The organism is Deltaproteobacteria bacterium, assembly GCA_029860075.1.
Lineage (GTDB): Bacteria > Desulfobacterota > JADFVX01 > JADFVX01 > JADFVX01 > JAOUBX01.
Genome location: JAOUBX010000007.1, coordinates 1 through 18,030, shown reverse-complemented (window position 1 = coordinate 18,030; position 18,030 = coordinate 1). Strand labels below are relative to the sequence as shown.

Below are 18,030 nucleotides of genomic sequence, written 5' to 3'. Positions count from 1 at the left end.
TATTTTCAGGGCAGAACAAGGTTTTTATCCTTTTGATATGAGAGCCATAGTGTATTATGAATATCTCTATCCACAAAAATGTGATTCATGTTTCTTTGAACGTTTTTATAAGAAACCATTAAGGGGTTTACCCCGTTAGAGCCTCACGCTCAGCGGGAATGATTGGCTCTAACGGGGGAAAGTTTGGAAGAAATAAAAAGGAAAAGGATAAATTTGAAAGCCCGATCCGGCAAAATGCTGGGACGGGCTTTTTTGTTTGCACCACTTAAATAAAATGGTACCCTATGTCATTAAAGATAAAGCTAAATCTGCAATCCTTTAAAAAATGACAACTTTATCTCTCGACAGCAAATACAACCCCGGTCTTTCCCGCTTCTTTTCTCCGGGTGTCCTCAATGACCTGCTCAGGAAGGGCTCATCTTCTTTACTGGACGAACTCGCCGCTTATGCAGGTCTTAACGAAGCAATGGCCCAGAAAGTAACCCTGGGTGATCTTCTTCAGCGGGTATATAAGCACCTCTGCCTGAATTACCGCAGCGAATACATCTACAAAAACGCCATCGCCAACAAGATATTGCTCGGCAAACACAGCCTGAATACTTCCTTCATGCTGACCGAATTCCGCGTTGATGACTGCAAGGCTGATGCGGTCGTAATCAACGGCACTTCAAATGTCTATGAGATCAAGTCGGAGTTCGATTCTATGGAGCGACTCCACCGCCAGATTGCCGCCTATGAAAAGGCTTTCGATATGGTGCATGTTATAACCGCGCCTTCGCAGATTGAGAAGGTGCAGCAACACGTACCCATGCATGTTGGCATAATAACCCTCAACGAAAGGCATAATATCTCCACCATTCGGGAGGCGAAATCGAGAAAGGGGCTGATCGAACCGGGCGTTGTTTTCGACTCGCTCCGCAAAGAAGAGTACACGGCTGTGGTGAAAGAGCATTTCGGTTTCATTCCGGCAGTTCCGAATACACAAATATACAAGGTCTGTAGGGAGCTTTTCTGCAAGCTCCCGCCCGAAGCAGCCCACGACGGTATGGTAAAAGCGTTGAAGAAGAGAGGTCAGTGCAAGGCGCTCAAAGAATTTATAGAAACATCTCCTGAATGTCTGCGTGCCTACACCCTGAATTCTGGGTTAAAGGACAGGGAATTCCTTCCTTTTAAAGAGTTGCTGAAAATTCAATACAAATCGCTCATAAAATCTTGAGGTAGCCCAAATGTATCACCCCTATTTCAGAGGCAAGCAGTACGAACTGATCACGATCCGGGAACGCTCCGAGTTGATTGCACAGCATGATTTCTGCCCCATTATAGAGCCTGTCAAAGACAACCTTTCCTCCCTCAAAAAAACGACAGCCGAGTTGTGCGATAAAAACGCAAACTTCATTCTTATAGTCAACCCTAAATTTGGAGACCTGAAGACCAACACCCTCCCCCTCTTTTCGGAGCTTATAGATGACTCTTTAAAGGGGTATGAGCGATTCTCGCTTGGCTACATTGCCGATGCCGATTGCAACCTGATGGACATCAAGACCTTCATCGACGACTATCAAGGGCACTCAATAGCGCTGATACATTACGGCTTCCCGAAGGGCAAGGATTTAAGCACACTGCTGGCGAAAACAGACAATGTGACGAAGCATATATTTATCGATGGCTATTCGGGCAAGCTCTACCAAAAACACTTCAAGGAAGTTGACCGTGTCTTAATACGCGACGGCTTCGAAAAACAAAAGAATGCAGACTATAAGGAACAGGATCACTTTTTTGACCTTCATGTAACCTATGAAGATGAGGGGATGAATGGTTTCGGTGACTTCCTTATTGTTGGCGATGATTATATGGAGACCGGTGGCCCTGCCTATGCCATCGCCATCCACCTGACTTGCCTCGATGGTGAAGGGGACATGTTTGTCAGGCATTTTATATCGGATAGGACGAACACACCGACCGACCCGGCGGGCAAGTTTTTCGAAGCCCTCGAAAAGCTTGTCGAGGTACTTAAAAGCGAAGATTGTCCCATCTTCAGGTCGTCGGCTTGCGAAGAATATTTAGCGCTCCACAAAAAAGGGCATTTTCCCGGTCTTGGCACAGTAAAAAAGCTCTCAATGGTACACCACCTTGAACTGATTGCCGAATACATGAAGCAGGCATGATATGTTTTGTTGCGGCAATTGCTTTTCAGACAGGTTCCTATCATCTCAAATTGTAACAGAATCACCCCAAAAGGGAGATTGCAGCTTTTGCGGCTGCAAGTTTGTCGATCTCGCAGCGCCCGAAACCCTTGCGGACATTTTTCAGCAGGTTATCGATCTTTACGGCGTCTCTGAAGACGATGCCGCTTTTTCGCTTGTAGCATTATTGAAAAAGGATTGGAGTCTCTTCGATACACTGGATGACGACAAGAGCTTTGCCATCTTAGACGCCATCTACCCCGGAACAGACTTTAAATCTAAAAAATACCTGCCGAAGATGTACCCCGATTCAGTTCGCATTATTAACTGGAACGCCTTTAGGGAAGAGTTGAAACACAAGAACCGTTATTTTCCGAAGCAGATACCCGATCTGGACCATCTCGAAAACCTGCTTGATTTTGTTATCCTTCCCACAGATGAACAGCCTAAATTGATGTATCGCGCAAGGTGCAACACCGAGAATGAGGCCTACTCTAAAGAAGAAATGAAGAAGCCGCCAGAAAAGCTGGTGGGTGGTGGACGGGCAAACCCTCACGGCATCCCTTATCTTTACGCCGCCTCCGATCCCGAAACTGCCATAGCGGAAATAAGGCCTCATAAAAGCGATTGGGTATCCGTTGCAAAAATTGAAGTATCGGGAGAGTTGAATTTGCTGGATTTGAGGTCTCCACGCAAGACAATCTCACCTTTTGCACTGGACGAGGATGACTTAAGCCAGCTCTATATGGACATTGAATATCTTTGCCGCCTGGGCGAAGAACTGGAAAAACCTATTCTTCCTCGTGAAGCAAACTTGGAATATCTGCCGACTCAATATCTGAGTGAGTTTATAAAACATTCAGGCTTTGACGGCGTTGTATATAAAAGCTCTGTTGGTAATGGTGTTAATTACGCCATATTCAATGACGATCAGCTTGAGATAGTGGGAGTACAGCTTTATGATATAACCGATGTTTCGATAGAAGCTGAAGAAAGGGTGGTATAAATTAGTTCTGTTTTCCAATAGTGGCGGTCAGTTTCTAAAACAGTCGTTGCTGATACTATTTATTTCTATCGACAAACAATGTTATTGGTAAATGAATAAATCGACAAGTTTCATATGCGAACGTACTGCGGAATATGTATTAATTCCTGCACTAAAACAAATTCTTCAAAAAAAATATGAATTTGTGACGCCAATATTTCCTTGGATTACGAGAGAAGGAAGTAACATTTCAAAAGCAGTTCACGAAAAAGAAAAGTTTCATATAGTTGGACTTTATCCAAGACGCCCTAAATTGGCAAATGCGGAAGGTACGGAAATACATATCAAAATAAACCGCGAAATTATTGCAGGTGCAAAATCAGCCTTGGAACATGGAATCCCTGTAGTCGCGGGCTGTCCTCTCGCAAATAATTTTGAGACATTGGGAAGTGAACCAGATTGCATATGGTTTAACTTGTATGAAAGCACAAGTGAAAATTATCATATTGAGATGGATAATGGACACATGAAATCTTTACTACATAAACATATTTTTGCCTCTGAAGAAGATTTGTTAAATTATATTGTTGGCAATTGTAATCTGCTGAGTTTACCTGATGCATTAGAAGCTTTTAAGGGCGTAAAAATGAAAAGCAGAGGGCTTGGATATTACCATCCAATGGCTTTTATGGGTGGCTATAAGCCAGTCTACTTTCTCATGAAAATCACTTGAACCAATCGTTGAATGTCAATGCAAAGGCCCAGTGTACCTACTAAGCTTCGCAACTTGGGGTCGGACCAAGTCAACTCCCTAATATTAAAGGATAAAACCTCTAAACAAGCCTCCTTTTTCGCCTTAGAGCACTCTTTTCGCGAGTGAAATGAGCGGTATAAGAAAAGGAAGAATATGCTTTGAGGGTTTGTGAAAAACAGGAAGAATTACTTTTTGGGTCTATCAAGAATTTTTACAGCAAGCTCATGAATAAGTTCTATCTCATCCGGTGATTTTGTCTTTAAATAAGTCAGTAAATCCTCTAACTCCCTGCAAACCTTTCCGGCTGTCTTTTCATCAAAAGGAGAAAGCAACTCTGTCAAAGGCATCTTGATACCCTTTGCGACCTTATACAATGTGTCTAACGACGGTACGTTGACCTCTCTCTCAATTTTTCCAAGGCTATCTTCACTAATATTAGTAAGCTCTGCAAACTGACTTTGCGTCAGCTTCATTGCTTGACGAATTCCTTTTATTCTCGAACAGATATCTTTTCCAATCATCCTATACCTATTCCACTCTACCAAGAATTATAGAGTCTCCTGTCATACAAAACTTTTTACCCTGGCACCAAAAAATAAGGGAAGGCTCCAAACCTTCCCAAATAGTCATTCATTCGTTAATTTTAATCTTACCCTGCTCAAGCAGCCAATCTTTCAAAATCCGCTCTATCTGCCAGTTTAGAGAACGTTCACTCCTTATCCAAATACCCCCGCTCGATCAGCCAGTCTTTCAACATGCGCTCTATCTGTTTTGTAAAAGAACGGTCTTCTTTTTTAGCGACATCTTTAACCGTTTTATTAATGCGGGGGCTTAGATAGACCGTCGTTCCTCTTTTTGTTTCCTCATCCTTTTTCATGCCCTCAATCTAATATAACAAAAAATAATTGACAATAGTTTATTATGAGCTCATAATAAACTACAAATCATTCACACAAGGAGGCAACCCATGTCAGAAGCAAAACCAAAGAAAGGTGAATTTGATATATGGCTCGTGGGGAATATGTATGATGCGCTGGACCAACAATCCTCTGTTTTGGAGGCACTGGGGATGCTTATTGCCACATCCTGTCTGACAGGTTTTAGCAGTGAAAATGGGAGTGATAATCGCAGCGACAGCCTCCGCTGGGGGATTCAGCAGATTATCGAACTCTATCTGGAAAAGAAAAAAAGGATTCTTACTGAATATTCGGAAAAGTTCAATGATTTCGACCTTGTGATTTTTCAACGGGGAAAGAATCAGTTGCAGAGTGTCTTGCAGGGGTCCTGTATTACAAGAGCAAGTGAAGAGAAACCGCTGAAAAGCGCTATGGAATCTTTTGATATTGTTATCGGGCGGGGCGGGCCGCTTAAGGGCGAGGCGGAGGAATTGAAGAGGCAGTGTGAGGCGCGGTTGAAAAGATGATGGAACACGGATAACGCGGATTAGGCGGATTGGCGCGGATTTAACCACGGGAAAAGATTTTTTATCCACCAAGGGTCACGAAGGACCACTAAGAAAAAGTATAAATTAGGGCCGCTTCGCGGGAAGGGCAAAAAAAATGGGACACGGATGACGCAGATGACGCGGATTAGAATTTTGTTTCGCGCAGGGGAAGAGCAAGAGCTTTCATACTTTTCTTTGACGGCCTTTATGCCCCTTGAGGGTAAAAGATAAAGTAAGAATATATTTTAATGATGGAAAAAATCTTATGATTCTAACTTTCCGTGACTTCCGTGTTTCCGTGGTAAAAAAAATCTTTGCTTTATCCTGTCAATCCCGTTAATCCCGTCTCAATAAAACTCTTTAAAATCTTTTTTCTTTGACAGGATTTACAGGATCAACTGGATTTTAAAAACCTTAAAAGGGCTTTTTGCTGTAGAGCGTGCAGCACCCACAGGGCAGAAAAAAATACAGAATAAGGGCAGAAACTTTCTTACTTTTCTTTGTACCCAAGGGGCATAGCAAACGGCCAAAGAGAAAGTAAGCAAAAGAAAGGCCGCCCGACATCTTGGCCTGCGGCTTCCCTCGCTCCACTGTTATCTGTGGCGGGTTTATAAACTCGCTTCGCTCAGACAGTATAAACCCTTTTTCCACAGAGAACAGCTCCACTCGGCTGCGTTTAATGGGAATAAAAAAATAGAAAGAGTTTTTTGGGGCCGCTGTGCGGGAAAGGAAAAAGATGCTTTTGATCGTAACTTTCCGTGACTTCCGTGTTTCCGTGGTAAAAAAATCTTTGCTTTATCCTGTCAATCCCGTTAATCCCGCCTGCCCCGTTAAACCTCTTAACGGGGTCTAAATAAAAATCTTTAAGTCTTTTTTCTTTGACAGGATTTACAGGATTGACCGGATTTTTAAAAAAGATAGAACTAAAAGAGCTTTTCAGGGATTAAGGATAATAAACTAAAACTGGTAACTAAAAAATTGAGGAAGGGGTAACAATGAAGAGAATAAATCCACTTTTTAACGAAGAGGATGATCCCATCGATGCCTTGCAGAGGGTTAGTTATATTTTGAGCTTTTTGAGGGATTTTCAGTCTTACAATTCCGATGAGGTTTCTTTTAGCAGGCGAAGCAGGGAGGGTTTGATATTCCTTGTCAGTTTACTGGAAGATACGACAATGCAGATTTCTGAAGCGCTTTTGGATCAGGGGAAAGACTCATGGTAACAGAAAGGACTTGCAACTAGACGCAATAGTGCTATATAGTATAGTACATGGTGGACAAGAAAACATATTCTATAATCGACATGGTCGTATTGGGCATATTGAACAAAGAGCCCATGAATGCCTATAAGCTTGCGCAATTTGTTGAAGAACATCAAGTCACGCGCCTGGTAAAGCTGAGCACGCCTGCCATTTATAAAAGCTGTAAAAGACTTTTTGAACAAGGGCATTTAAGTGGCGAGGTGAGGCGTGATGGCGAAGCGCCTGAAAAAAGGATGTATAGAGTGAGCAAAGTGGGTCATGAACACTTCAGGGAATTGATGACACATTTTGCCGGCACAATTACCCCCTTTTACTTCGATATTAACAGCGTCGTTTATAGCCTGGAATCGTTGGATTATGAAGAAGGGCTTGAATTGATTGATGCTTATGCGGCCGAAATTAAAGCCATACAATCCTGGTTAATACCTCATTCACAAGAAGGCAAGGGAAAAGCCACTTTTGCCGGCCGTCTGATTGTAAAACAATATTTGATGGTTGTTGATGTTTTAGTGAAATGGGTAAAAATATTGCGTGAGGAATTTATAAAAGAGCACCGCTAGAAGTCTGTCGGACTTAGGAAATTATAGGGCGAAAGGGCCCTTTTTTTAGCAGTCAATACTATACCGTAAAGTATTATTAATTATAACACCAGGGAGGAATATGATGAATATTATTGAATTAAAAGAGGTGACCAAGAGTTTCAGCCAGGGCGACAGGATTTTTACGGCGCTTAAAAACATTAGTTTCGGCATCGAAAAAGGTGAGCATATCGCCATTGTCGGCAAGTCCGGCAGCGGCAAATCAACCCTGCTTAACCTGATTGCGGGAATTGATCATCCCTCTGACGGTCTGGTTAAAGTGAAGGACACAAATATTCATGAACTCGGTGAAAGTGAACTGGCCGGCTGGCGCGGCAAAAATATCGGCATTGTGTTTCAATTTTTTCAACTTATTCCCACATTGACTATTATTGAAAATACCCTTTTAGCCATGGAGTTTGTAAAAGCCATACCCAAAAATGAACGACAAGAACGAGCCAGATCATTGCTCAGGAGGGCAGGCATATTGGACCATTTTGCGAAATTCCCTGCGGCGCTGTCGGGCGGAGAGCAACAACGGGCGGCTATTGCCCGTGCGCTGGCCAATGATCCCGATATATTAGTGGCGGATGAACCGACAGGCAACCTGGATAGCGGCGCCGCCAAATCAGTAAAAGCTATATTTGCTGAATTGGTTGCCGGGGGCACAACAGTTATTACAGTAACGCATGAGAATGTCGATGGCGGGCAATTCGATCAGGTTATCAGGCTGCAAGATGGTGAAATTTCCCAATAAATCCGACATTTCAGGTTATGAGGAGTAAATCGAATGCCTATTATTTTTAAAAAATCCATCCGCGACATGACAATTAGATACAGATCGACATTGGTTGCTATTTTGGCTTTGACCATTGGACTTTGGGGTGTTGGTTCATTATTGGTATCCATGCATATTATGACCCATGATTTGACTGAAAATTATTTGCAGACTGAGCCTGTACACATCTCAATTGAGTCGGAAGATTTTAACAAATTAAAGCTTCATGAATTACTTGCAAAACCGGATATTCTGGCAGCTGAATTTCGGGATAAAGCGGTGTTGCGCGTTGAAGTGCATCAAGATGAATGGCTGCCCTTATGGCTTTATTCGGTCCATGATTTTGAGCAATTATCGTTGGCTAAATTTTTCAGGCAAAGGGGAAGTTTCCCGCCCACTGAAGGAACAATACTCGTTGAAAGGAACAGCCTGCTCATTTCTGATTTTGACGTAAATTCTACCGCACGTGTACAATCTGAAGGCAAAATTATTGAAACGGAAATATCGGGGATTATCTTTGATCCTGCCCAGGCGCCCGCCACACAAGATGCCTTTGTTTATGCCTATACGGACAAAAAAACTTACCGCAAATTGACGGGAGAACCGGTAAATCAACGCCTTATCATTCGATTTAGCAATGTTGAGACAAAGCAGGATGTAAAGGCTAAATTTGAAAAACTATCTGACGAATTTTCACGTTCGGCTATTAAAGTAAAAAGCTTTCATATCCCTGAATTTAATGAACATCCCCATCAGTTCCAGCTCAACACATTGCTCTATTTAAACGGCGCTATGGGCATGCTGGCCTTTATAATGGCCATGGTTTTGGTGTCGCAATTGATGAGCAGTATTTTAACTCAGCAGATCAGACAGATTGGTATTATGAAAGCCATTGGTGCAACGGGAGGGCATATTTTAAAAAGTTATATTACCTATATTTTAGCCATGTCACTTGCCTCCATAATCATTGGCCTGCCATTGGCGATAATGACGGGCAAAGCTTATTCGGCATTTGTCGCAGGGATACTCAATTTTGATATTCTAACGACGCAAATACCGCCTGCCATCTATGCTGTCATCACTTTGCTCGGCTTTGCGCTGCCTCTTATATTTTCACTGCCTGCGCTGCTTAAAGGCATGAATATATCGGTCAATGACGCGCTTGGTGACTACGGAATAATAACGAATGACGGCACAGCTTCCAGTAAGGCCACGGGCATTACAAACACAAACGTTTTATCACTTTCCATAAGAAATGTCGGCCGTCGCAAAACCCGAATGATGGGGACCATGGCGACTATGGCGCTGGGTGTTGCGATTTTTCTAACGGGCTTTAATGTGCGCGCATCATTGAGTGAGTTTTTGGATAAAACCGGTCAATCGATGAAATATGACATTAAGGTCCTATTGAAACAAAGCCTGCCGCCTGAAATTGCCATAGCGCCTTTTAAAGATATTGACGCCATTAAAAGTATTGAAGGTTGGCTTGGCGGTGTTGGGCGAATTCAAAATGACAGCCTGTCAACGGCTTCCCCTATTGGACTGATTGCCGCGCCCTTTGACAGCAAACTGAAAGACCATGACATGATGCAAGGAACCTGGCTTACGGGATCAAAAGAGCTGGAATTTGTCGTCAATCAACAGGCGGCAATGGAGCTTAAGCCCCTTATTATCGGCAGGCACTACGCCATTGCTCCTGGAGACAAACAGGTTTCAGCCAAATTGGCAGGTGTGGTGCGTGAATTCGATGTTGCCAAAATATACGTCGACCTTGATAACTATAACCGTCTGGCAAACCCTGACAACAACATTAACAGCCTTATGATCAGCCTGAATGATCGTGCTTATGATAATGTTATCAGGGTCAAGAAAGAGGTTGAACATATCATCGAAAAATCCGGCATGAATGTGATCTATGTAATGTCACAAGCCGAAAGGGCGGTCATTATTTTTAATCATCTGAATATCATTTTGATGATTATCCTCTTTCTTTCTTTACTGGTTCTGTCCGTCAGTTCCATGGGTATGGGCTCTGCCATGGGTATCAATATCATTGAGCGCACCAGGGAAATTGGCGTTTTACGCGCTATCGGCGCCACACCAAAAATGATTATTCAATTGTTTGTCCTTGAAGGATTTATCATTAGCGTACCAAGTATTATCTCCGGCCTGTTACTGGCCTTGCCCATGAGCAGCCTTGCGGCCGGGTTTTTTGGTGAATTGATATTAGGCGAGGATACTCCTCTTGACTTTGCATTTAGCACCCCGGGCTTTACCATCACCCTTATTGTAACGCTGTTATTTGGCTATATCGCCAGCCGGGTGCCCGCCAATAAAGCCACAGAGATTACTGTTCGCCAGGCCATTGCCTATGAATAAATGAAGGGCAACGGCCAATATTCTCAACATGATATTGCCCGGTCATCTACCTCTATTTATGCTTCCGGCTAAAGATCAGGTCAGGTTATTGCAATATTGCATTCAGGCTGAAAACAGCATCATTAGGGAAAAGAATTTATAAATTTGACAAAAAGGCCTGTTAAGTCTTAAATTAGCACACTGCATAAAGGGAAAAAGCGTCTCTATTTAAAAAGGAAAAGGGCTTGTTATGCTGCGAAATGCCGTTACTCTTCTTGTTGGGGCTGTTGTGCTCTTTTCAATTGCGGCCTTCCTTTTCTTCAGCCTCAAGGCGGAGCCCCTTGAGTTCCTTGTCAAAGTGGAGAAAGGCGAGACCCTGGAGAGGGAGTATATGGCGCGCTATAACGCCATTTATGAAATTCGCCTTGAGACGGAACGGAAGCTGGATATACAGGAACAAATCTGCCTGCTCGGTATCGAAACCGTAGCGCCGCAACGGTGTGAGCCCTTTCCTGCCGAATTATTTATTTCCTGGACTGTAGAGGTGGACGGGAAAAAGGTGGCTCACGGTCATTCACTGGATAGTAATAAGGGTTACAAAAGGGAAAAAATGGGGAAACTGCTTGGCCGCTTTCCGGCCCGGCAGGGAGTGCGCTATAATATCACTCTGGCTGTGGAGCGATCATCCCTTAAATTGCAGCAAACGAACCCGAAAATCAAGATAGAAATCTCTCCCAAAGCGCTCAAAAGGACCTACATCTGGGCGGGACTCCTGGTGGAGGTTGGCTGCGCCTTTTTACTGCTGGCAGTGATTTTGCTATTTCTCCGATGGACGAAAAAGCCCGATAAAAGGCAAGGCGAACTCTGAGCCACACCTCTTTTGCCCTTCCCTGCCTGTAAATATCAGCCACCGATGCAATACTTATTGCGGCCCTTCCTCAAAAACAGGCAGGTTTTCATAAACTGATTCAACGACATTTTTCATCTCTTCATCAGAAAGCGGCAGGTAGGCCATCTCTTCACCGCCTTCCTGCATTTTATTGAGATCGAGAACCGTTCCTGCCATCAGCTCTTCTCCCTGGCCGAGGTTTCCCTTAACGGCATAAACAACCCAGCGGGGACCTTCCAGAGAGAGAACCATATAGGAAAAATCCGATACGGCCAGGATGGAATGGGCGCCCATATGGGAGAGGGTGCCGTAGCTGAGAACAATACCGCTCCCCAGTTCATATCCTGCGGGAACGACGACGGCCTTTGAAAGCTCATAGACACCCAGAGCGCCTCCTCCCGCCGTTGAGATTGCCGTTCCTCCTGCCAATGCCGTCCCTGCAATGGTGTTTCCAAAGAGTTGCGTTGCCGCTGCGCCGCTTTCACCGACGATTGACACACTTCCTCCGGCAAGACCGCCTGCCGTACCGACAGTCGTTCCCAGCGCTCCCCCTGTGACGGTAATGCCTGCCGCAGCGAGGGGAACACCAATGTACTGCAAGCCTGCCCCTGCATAGCCTGTCCCCTTGATGGTAAGGCCCGTTACTTTGCCGGCCCCCTTTACCGTTGCTCCGGCCACTTTTCCGGTCCCTTTGGTAAGCGCGCCCGCAACCTGGCCGGCACCGGTAATAACGAGATCCGTCATTTTTCCTGCGCCTTTTACAAGAACTGCCGCCGCTTCTGCGCCTCCTCTAGTCGCCACGGCAGCTACCTGCCCGCCCCCTTTGGTTGCAACACCTGCCACCTGGCCGGCGCCCATAACCGTTGTGCCTGCCGCTGCCGCCGGTACCGTTCCCCCGCCTGCCACGACAGCGCCTGTTACAGCGCCTGCTCCCTTGACAACTTCACCGGCCACCTTGCCGCCGGCCTTTGTAACAGCGCCGGCTACCTGTCCGGCACCCTTCACCGTCTGACGGGCAACTTCTCCCCCTCCCTTTTCAGTCATTCCTGCCATGGTACCCCCCAGGGCGGTTACGCCGGCAACAACATTGGAAGAGGCATAATCGACAAGGCTGTATACACCGGCAACGGCGGCAATGGGAGTAGGCGCCACAATATCATAAGCGCCTCTTGCCGTATTCCATGTAACCTCTGCCGCCACCTCAACGGTTGTTATGCCTTCCCTCATGACAACCATTGCCGGGAAAGCAACCATGTTGACGCCAATATAGCCCACCGAAGCGGCTGTTATTTTTGCGGCAGGCTCCAGAGTCGCATCCCATAAGAGCCCTTTAAGTACCCAGCCGATGGATTTTAATATGGAAAAACTCATGCTTGATGTTTTGTAACCTTCGGAAAGCTCTTCCTTTGCCCGCCTGAAGGGTTCAGAAACGTCTTCAGCATAATCGCTTACTGTCTCTACTGCAAGTCCGGCAGGACCTTTAGACAGCTTTCTTGCCCTTTCCCACTCTTCCCTGGCTATATCACCCAGTTTGAGTTCTTCCAGGCTATCCCCTATGCTTTCTTTTCTCTTGCCCAGTTTTGAAGGAAGTGTGGCATAACCGACAACAAACTGTTCATATCCGTAGTAAAGCGCTTTTCCGCTTCTTTCCCTGCTCCGCCGGTAAATCCCCCTTGCCTTTTCAAGCGATTTATCTATATGCCTTTCGCCTGCCTCCCTGTACTTTTCCCCGATTTCTTCACCCTTTTCGACAGAGCGCCTTGCCATTTCTTCGCCCTTCCTAGTGGCCTCTGCGGAAATTTCATCACCCACTTCGCTCGACTTCCTGATGATTTCTTTCCCCGCTTTTGCAGGCGCCATCATAATTTCCTTCCCCCTGGCAATGGAACCTTCAACAATGTCATCACCCTTTCTGATTGCACCACGGGCAATTTCCTTACTTTTTATCTCTCCGCTTTCCGCTATTTCCTCACCCTCAATAACTGACGCCCCGGCAATCTGCTCCCCTTTTTGAGCAGCGCCGGTTGCCATGCTTTCTCCAAGGCGCTCTGATTTTTCAGACAGCGATTCTCCCGCTTTTCCCATAGCGCCGCTAACTTTTTTCCCGCTTTTGTCAAAGCTTTCAATCGTAGCTGATGTGAGCCTGTTTATGTCGGCCACCCTCTCTTTTGAAAACTCCCATGATTTGACGGCAATGTTTTTACCGGCGCTGTATGATTTGGAAACGAGTATAATCCCCGTACCGCTAACCTCCCGCCTTATGGCTTTGGCGCCCCTGTCTGTCACTTGATGGATTTTTTTTGCCAGCTCGTAGCTCTCTTTTGTCCCCTCGACGACGACATCAACTGACTCGGCAGCCCTTTTTAGAGAAAGCGTCATTGACTGCTTTGCCCGAAGGCCCGCCAGTTCCCCGGCAAACTGAAGGGTATCGGGACCGGGCGGTATAAGCGTTATGGACGTATGGGGCACCCTGAAGGCGCCGTTATTATAGAGCGATAAATGGCCTTCTTTTGCCAGCTTCTTCGTATATTTGAGGGGATCATCAACCTTCTTTGCACAGCCCGCCATGCAGACAATGAGCGCCACTGCCCATAATTTAGAATATTTCCTGCTGCAATTGTTCACAGGCCCCGCCTCCTTCCCTTAAATCACATGGAATTTTCTCGATTACTTCTTTTATAACATGAGGATCTTCGGACAAAACTTCTACTTTAATACCGTTTTCCTTCCTCATTTCATCAATATTAACAACGACTCCCGATGGAAGGTCTCCGGGGCTATAGTTTTTACCTGCCTGCCCGCTCGCTTTGATTAAAACAAGCCTCGGCCCGTCCCAGGCAAGGAAAATGGCGCTGTCAACGGCGCCGACAAGAAGGTGCAGGGGGATGGCAGTGAGCGCGTTATAACCAAGGACAATACCGGCGCTTGTCTGGTTAATAACGACTTTCGTCGTCCCCTTAACGCTGTCATAAGCAAGAAATCCCACATATTTTGCCGAACCGCCCACCCCCCGGGCTGCGCCTTCGGCAGTCCCGGCAACAGGCGCTCCTGCCGTGAAGGCTACCTGGTTAATGGCGCCAAGCGTAATACCTGACGCATAGGTAAGAGGAACGGCGCCGAGAGAGAGCATGGCAAGCCCCGTATAAAATCCGCCCTCCACGGTGGGCGCTATAATATTTATGCCGCTCTTGCCCGTATAGTAAACAGCGAGCCCGGCAGACTGAACAGTCCTGCCTGCTACCACCGTTGCCGAGGCGGGAAGAAAGAGGGCCCGGCTTGTGCCGATGATCCCTTTTTTAACAATCGTTTTTGAGGAAGGGGCTGCAAATCCCTCGTAAAAAACCTTGAGATAACCGTAAAGGATAGGCCCAAGAGCGGTCAGGGAATTCCCCTTTTGTCCCGACAGTTCATACTGCTCCCTGAATTCATTGCCTGCCTTTTGAAAAGCATCTTCCCATGAATCGTTTATGGGTCCGGTAACCTTTTCAAGAAAGCCGTCAGTTGCCTCTTTTATGTTGCTGAAGTCCTCCTTAATACCTGAATAATAGTTATGAGGAAGTGCGGCCAGTTCCTTTCTGTCCGCCTCGGTCCTTGCTCCTATAGACATATTTCCTTTGATCAGGTGGCCCCAGGCAGCACGGAAATTCTCCTCTCCGTAGTGAATTTCACGTTGGCCCAGGACATGGGTCTTTTCAATAATGTCGCCGCTTTTTTCCTTCCCTTCCCTAAAAACCTTTTGCGTTCTTCTTCCGGCAGCAGCGACAGCATCCTTCATATCCCGGCCCAGGTCTCCCGTTCTCTTGCCATAGCTCGCAAGAAGCTCTGACAGGGCGCTGCCGGAAGACTTTATGGATTTCTCTTTCGCATAGCTCAATGCCTTTTCGCTGGACGTGACAACACGCCACCCCTCTTTATATAATGCCTTGTGCCATTTGATATTCCCCATTGTATAAGGAATGATTTCTTCCAGCTCCTGCTTTCCCGCCATCCCCGGCGCCGCATCGGCTTTAGGCCTGGAACCCGAGCATCCACCGGACAAAACCGCCAAAAGGAGGATAACAAGCAGCATGGAAGGAGCAGAAAAAGATAATTTAATATTTTTGAACATAGTCATCATTGCGCTCCCTCTTAAATATGCCATATATTATTTTTACCACAAAAAACTGCGGAATGCACAAATAAACGCGGTATAACCCGCCTCTGTCCTGTGGAAGCAATCCCCCGGCGCCTTGACTCCGTCCCTTCCCTGAAGTAGAATTAAGCCATTGTCAAACCCGAGGTTTTCATGGACTACAGGCTTATACTTCTGCCCATTATCGGCGCAATTATCGGCTGGCTTACCAACTATATCGCCATAAAAATGCTTTTTAAGCCTTATCATCCCGTTAAGGTTCTCGGCATTACCTTTCACGGCGTGCTTCCAAAGCGGCGCGAGGCATTTGCACACAGCCTTGCAAAAACCATTGAAAGGGAACTGCTGTCATCAAAGGACATATCGGAAATACTGGAAGATTCGGGTTGGGAAGATGAGGTGGAACATGCCATCGAGGGGATTATCAAAAACTACATCAGAACGGAATCAGTGAAAAAATACCCCATTGTCGGCGTTATCTCCGATTCCATCCTGAACAGCATCAAGTACTACCTTTCAAAGGAGATCGTCAAGCAGGTTGAAGGGAAAAAACCCGAACTGCTCGACAGGTTTCACGACATGGTCAATGTAAAGGAACTTGTGACAGCCAGGGTGGATGCCTTTGACATCAAGAAACTCGAAAAGCTTGTCTTCGAGCTGGTGGCAAGAGAACTGAGACATATTGAGATCGTAGGAGCCGTTCTCGGTTTTATCATCGGCTCTGTCCAGGTTGCAGTCGTCCATTTTCTGAATTAGTTTTCAATCTAACAATATTCATTAGACACTGATCTGCACAGATAAGCTATGATGAACACAGATAAAAAATATAAAAATTAGTAGATAGAGTTAGCAAAGAATCCACGCCGAAAGGACATGGATTTCAATGATTAATTAAAAAATCTGTGAAAATCATAGTGAATCAGCGTAAATCTGTGTCCAATTTTTTTTTTGATTAATACCCTTATTTAAGCGTCTCCAGATAATCAAGAATAATCTCGGCATCGGAATCGCCGGCGCCGTAAAATTTCATATTCGTCTTGGCCGAAGGATCACCACTCAAGGTCTTGACGACTTCCGTGGCAGCGCCCGTACTTCGGCTAATAATAAGACGGATGTTCTCACGTGTCCAGGTCCACTCCCCTTCGGCAAAGGCTTTAGAATACCTGAAGCCTTCGGCCTGCCCCACCTTTTTGCCCACAATGCCGTAAAGGTTGGGACCTATCTTGCGCTTTCCCTCTTTTTTAAAATTATGGCAGGGCGTGCAGTGGCGCATCTGCTTGGGAGGTTTTGTAAAAACTGTTTTCTTTTTATCCTTATCTGTAGCGACTTCATTGGTAAGAATAATGAGGGGCGGCTCTTCCTCTTTCGAGCATGCCGTGAACAGTAATATGAAAAGGGGAATAAAAAAGAGTTTCTTCATGGACAAAGTATATTTGTGTGTTCATCATCTTGTCAAGGAAAGCAACGGAAGAATGTTACCTGCCATAAAAAGGGCCGGAATATCTTCCGGCCCTCTGTAATAAAAATATTTCGTAACTATTCAGCGAAAAATCCTGTATGAGTAAAAACGCTGAATAGTTACATTCTCTCTTTCATTTCAATTCGATTCCACGGCCTTAGTCCATCTCCTTTCGTAGACCTTAAGCAGTTTATCCATATGGAGTCTGACGGCATCCGTATCTGATTTTAGTTCATCAAGTTCTCCAATAATCTCTACCAGTTCTTTTATCCTCTTGTCCATTTTTTTCTCATCTGTCGGCGCATACCCCGTCACCTCTTCAAAATCTTCGATGATCTCATCGCGTTCTTTCCTCTCTTTACCGGAAACAATGAGGGTCTGCAAATCATTGAGAATTCCCGCTTCCAGTTCGCTTATCCCTTCGACTACTGTAACCGTATAGGGACATCGGATTTGTTTTCCCTTTTCAATTTTATCCCTTTTCAGGCGATGAACCATACATGGCAAATATCTCCGCCTCGGTCATGTTCTGCGTTTCATTGGAAAAACTATAATATGCCGGTTTTTTATCGATAAAAACCTGGTTATCAAAAACAAGGTTTTCACCGTTTTCAAAGATACCGGCGGGAATGATGTATTGATTTTCTTCTTTTAACCGGTAAAAGAGATGACTGCCGCACTTTTTGCAAAAGCCACGCTCCGCCCACTGTGAAGATTCAAAAACACTAATATTTTCCTTCCCCTCAAAAGTAACTTCACTGCCGCAATTAACGGCCATCAAAGGCCCCCCCGTCCACCTTCTGCACATTCCGCAATGACAGGCCCCAACCTTATTGCTCATTGCCCAGGCAGTAATATACACGGCCCCACAAAGACAGTGCCCTTCCCCCTTACTTTTATCAGTCATTTCCCTCTCCTTTTTTAAACCTGCTCGTCGCTATTATCAATTAATCGGGCAATCTTCCAGGAATTATCCTCCTGCCGTCTCACAAAAAAGAGCCTCCAAAATCAAAAAAACCCGTAACCATCACCGGCCCGGGCTTTTTCTTTCCTTCAATGTCTTTACTTTTCCCATTTAACTTTCCCCCAGGCTTTTAACTTTATTTATATACATGATGTATTCTTTTTTGTAAATAGTTTTAAGGAGGGAAGTGAGATCGGTACCAGTACTCATTCAATGTAATAAATTGGGATTCGGAGATCTCCGA

At 45.3% G+C, this 18,030-nt stretch carries 18 protein-coding genes; 11 read left to right on the top strand and 7 right to left on the bottom strand.

Going from position 1 to position 18,030, the window contains the following annotated elements; all coding sequences use genetic code 11:
• Nucleotides 1-325: 325 nt before the first annotated feature.
• The 4 genes from OEV42_03580 to OEV42_03565 all read left to right on the top strand — a co-directional run bounded on the left by OEV42_03580 (nucleotide 326) and on the right by OEV42_03565 (nucleotide 3,901).
• Nucleotides 326-1,216 carry a sce7726 family protein gene (locus OEV42_03580; protein MDH3973340.1) on the top strand — a complete coding sequence of 297 codons (891 nt, stop codon included), beginning with the start codon at nucleotides 326-328 and terminating at the stop codon, nucleotides 1,214-1,216.
• A 10-nt stretch (nucleotides 1,217-1,226) separates the two neighbouring features.
• Nucleotides 1,227-2,165 carry a sce7725 family protein gene (locus OEV42_03575; protein ID MDH3973339.1) on the top strand — a complete coding sequence of 313 codons (939 nt, stop codon included), beginning with the start codon at nucleotides 1,227-1,229 and terminating at the stop codon, nucleotides 2,163-2,165.
• Between the two features lies 1 nt (nucleotide 2,166).
• Complete coding sequence (locus OEV42_03570) at nucleotides 2,167-3,189, top strand: RES family NAD+ phosphorylase (GenBank protein MDH3973338.1); 1,023 nt, start codon at nucleotides 2,167-2,169, stop codon at nucleotides 3,187-3,189.
• A gap of 91 nt (nucleotides 3,190-3,280) precedes the next feature.
• Nucleotides 3,281-3,901, top strand: coding sequence for a hypothetical protein (locus OEV42_03565; protein MDH3973337.1), 621 nt, complete (start codon nucleotides 3,281-3,283; stop codon nucleotides 3,899-3,901).
• A 206-nt stretch (nucleotides 3,902-4,107) separates the two neighbouring features.
• Here OEV42_03565 and OEV42_03560 read toward each other — a convergent pair whose 3' ends face one another.
• Both OEV42_03560 and OEV42_03555 read right to left on the bottom strand, forming a co-directional pair.
• The gene (locus OEV42_03560; protein ID MDH3973336.1) at nucleotides 4,108-4,443 is read right to left on the bottom strand and encodes a helix-turn-helix domain-containing protein; all 336 of its coding nucleotides are present in this window, start codon (nucleotides 4,441-4,443) and stop codon (nucleotides 4,108-4,110) included.
• Between the two features lie 188 nt (nucleotides 4,444-4,631).
• Entirely contained in the window at nucleotides 4,632-4,799 is a 168-nt protein-coding gene (locus OEV42_03555) for a hypothetical protein (GenBank protein ID MDH3973335.1), read from the bottom strand.
• Nucleotides 4,800-4,889: 90 nt separating this feature from the next.
• Between OEV42_03555 and OEV42_03550 the strand changes: the two genes are divergently transcribed.
• The 6 genes from OEV42_03550 to OEV42_03525 all read left to right on the top strand — a co-directional run bounded on the left by OEV42_03550 (nucleotide 4,890) and on the right by OEV42_03525 (nucleotide 11,210).
• A complete protein-coding gene (locus OEV42_03550) occupies nucleotides 4,890-5,345 on the top strand; it encodes a hypothetical protein (GenBank protein ID MDH3973334.1) in 456 nt (151 codons plus the stop codon).
• Between the two features lie 1,016 nt (nucleotides 5,346-6,361).
• A complete protein-coding gene (locus tag OEV42_03545; protein MDH3973333.1) occupies nucleotides 6,362-6,589 on the top strand; it encodes a hypothetical protein in 228 nt (75 codons plus the stop codon).
• 47 nt (nucleotides 6,590-6,636) lie between these two features.
• Nucleotides 6,637-7,188: a PadR family transcriptional regulator gene (locus OEV42_03540; GenBank protein ID MDH3973332.1), complete on the top strand. Its 552-nt coding sequence runs from the start codon at nucleotides 6,637-6,639 to the stop codon at nucleotides 7,186-7,188.
• A gap of 100 nt (nucleotides 7,189-7,288) precedes the next feature.
• On the top strand, nucleotides 7,289-7,963 hold the full coding sequence (locus tag OEV42_03535) for an ABC transporter ATP-binding protein (protein ID MDH3973331.1): 675 nt from the start codon (nucleotides 7,289-7,291) through the stop codon (nucleotides 7,961-7,963).
• 33 nt (nucleotides 7,964-7,996) lie between these two features.
• Nucleotides 7,997-10,363 carry an FtsX-like permease family protein gene (locus OEV42_03530; protein MDH3973330.1) on the top strand — a complete coding sequence of 789 codons (2,367 nt, stop codon included), beginning with the start codon at nucleotides 7,997-7,999 and terminating at the stop codon, nucleotides 10,361-10,363.
• 229 nt (nucleotides 10,364-10,592) lie between these two features.
• Nucleotides 10,593-11,210, top strand: a complete 618-nt coding sequence (locus OEV42_03525; protein ID MDH3973329.1) for a hypothetical protein — start codon at nucleotides 10,593-10,595, stop codon at nucleotides 11,208-11,210.
• Between the two features lie 54 nt (nucleotides 11,211-11,264).
• Here the strand turns inward: OEV42_03525 and OEV42_03520 are convergent, their stop codons facing one another.
• The gene (locus OEV42_03520) at nucleotides 11,265-13,856 is read right to left on the bottom strand and encodes a hypothetical protein (protein MDH3973328.1); all 2,592 of its coding nucleotides are present in this window, start codon (nucleotides 13,854-13,856) and stop codon (nucleotides 11,265-11,267) included.
• On the bottom strand, nucleotides 13,828-15,348 hold the full coding sequence (locus tag OEV42_03515) for a hypothetical protein (protein MDH3973327.1): 1,521 nt from the start codon (nucleotides 15,346-15,348) through the stop codon (nucleotides 13,828-13,830). The genes OEV42_03520 and OEV42_03515 overlap by 29 nt, the downstream gene beginning before the upstream one ends.
• Before the next feature lie 168 nt (nucleotides 15,349-15,516).
• On the opposite strand from OEV42_03515, the gene OEV42_03510 reads away from it, so the two are divergent.
• Nucleotides 15,517-16,119 (top strand): DUF445 family protein, encoded by a 603-nt coding sequence (locus OEV42_03510; protein ID MDH3973326.1) that lies wholly within the window; start codon nucleotides 15,517-15,519, stop codon nucleotides 16,117-16,119.
• 205 nt (nucleotides 16,120-16,324) lie between these two features.
• On the opposite strand, the gene OEV42_03505 is transcribed toward OEV42_03510, so the two are convergent.
• From OEV42_03505 to OEV42_03495, 3 genes are all read right to left on the bottom strand, one after another.
• Entirely contained in the window at nucleotides 16,325-16,783 is a 459-nt protein-coding gene (locus tag OEV42_03505) for a c-type cytochrome (GenBank protein ID MDH3973325.1), read from the bottom strand.
• Nucleotides 16,784-16,960: 177 nt separating this feature from the next.
• Nucleotides 16,961-17,320, bottom strand: coding sequence for a hypothetical protein (locus OEV42_03500; GenBank protein ID MDH3973324.1), 360 nt, complete (start codon nucleotides 17,318-17,320; stop codon nucleotides 16,961-16,963).
• Nucleotides 17,295-17,729: a GFA family protein gene (locus OEV42_03495; GenBank protein ID MDH3973323.1), complete on the bottom strand. Its 435-nt coding sequence runs from the start codon at nucleotides 17,727-17,729 to the stop codon at nucleotides 17,295-17,297. The genes OEV42_03500 and OEV42_03495 overlap by 26 nt, the downstream gene beginning before the upstream one ends.
• Nucleotides 17,730-18,030: the final 301 nt, after the last annotated feature.

Coding starts and splice junctions, on each gene's coding strand:
- OEV42_03580 (MDH3973340.1), top strand. CDS start 326: ATGACAACTTTATCTCTCGACAGCAAATACAACCCCGGTCTTTCCCGC.
- OEV42_03575 (MDH3973339.1), top strand. CDS start 1,227: ATGTATCACCCCTATTTCAGAGGCAAGCAGTACGAACTGATCACGATC.
- OEV42_03570 (MDH3973338.1), top strand. CDS start 2,167: ATGTTTTGTTGCGGCAATTGCTTTTCAGACAGGTTCCTATCATCTCAA.
- OEV42_03565 (MDH3973337.1), top strand. CDS start 3,281: ATGAATAAATCGACAAGTTTCATATGCGAACGTACTGCGGAATATGTA.
- OEV42_03560 (MDH3973336.1), bottom strand. CDS start 4,443: ATGATTGGAAAAGATATCTGTTCGAGAATAAAAGGAATTCGTCAAGCA.
- OEV42_03555 (MDH3973335.1), bottom strand. CDS start 4,799: ATGAAAAAGGATGAGGAAACAAAAAGAGGAACGACGGTCTATCTAAGC.
- OEV42_03550 (MDH3973334.1), top strand. CDS start 4,890: ATGTCAGAAGCAAAACCAAAGAAAGGTGAATTTGATATATGGCTCGTG.
- OEV42_03545 (MDH3973333.1), top strand. CDS start 6,362: ATGAAGAGAATAAATCCACTTTTTAACGAAGAGGATGATCCCATCGAT.
- OEV42_03540 (MDH3973332.1), top strand. CDS start 6,637: ATGGTGGACAAGAAAACATATTCTATAATCGACATGGTCGTATTGGGC.
- OEV42_03535 (MDH3973331.1), top strand. CDS start 7,289: ATGATGAATATTATTGAATTAAAAGAGGTGACCAAGAGTTTCAGCCAG.
- OEV42_03530 (MDH3973330.1), top strand. CDS start 7,997: ATGCCTATTATTTTTAAAAAATCCATCCGCGACATGACAATTAGATAC.
- OEV42_03525 (MDH3973329.1), top strand. CDS start 10,593: ATGCTGCGAAATGCCGTTACTCTTCTTGTTGGGGCTGTTGTGCTCTTT.
- OEV42_03515 (MDH3973327.1), bottom strand. CDS start 15,348: ATGATGACTATGTTCAAAAATATTAAATTATCTTTTTCTGCTCCTTCC.
- OEV42_03510 (MDH3973326.1), top strand. CDS start 15,517: ATGGACTACAGGCTTATACTTCTGCCCATTATCGGCGCAATTATCGGC.
- OEV42_03505 (MDH3973325.1), bottom strand. CDS start 16,783: ATGAAGAAACTCTTTTTTATTCCCCTTTTCATATTACTGTTCACGGCA.
- OEV42_03500 (MDH3973324.1), bottom strand. CDS start 17,320: ATGGTTCATCGCCTGAAAAGGGATAAAATTGAAAAGGGAAAACAAATC.
- OEV42_03495 (MDH3973323.1), bottom strand. CDS start 17,729: ATGACTGATAAAAGTAAGGGGGAAGGGCACTGTCTTTGTGGGGCCGTG.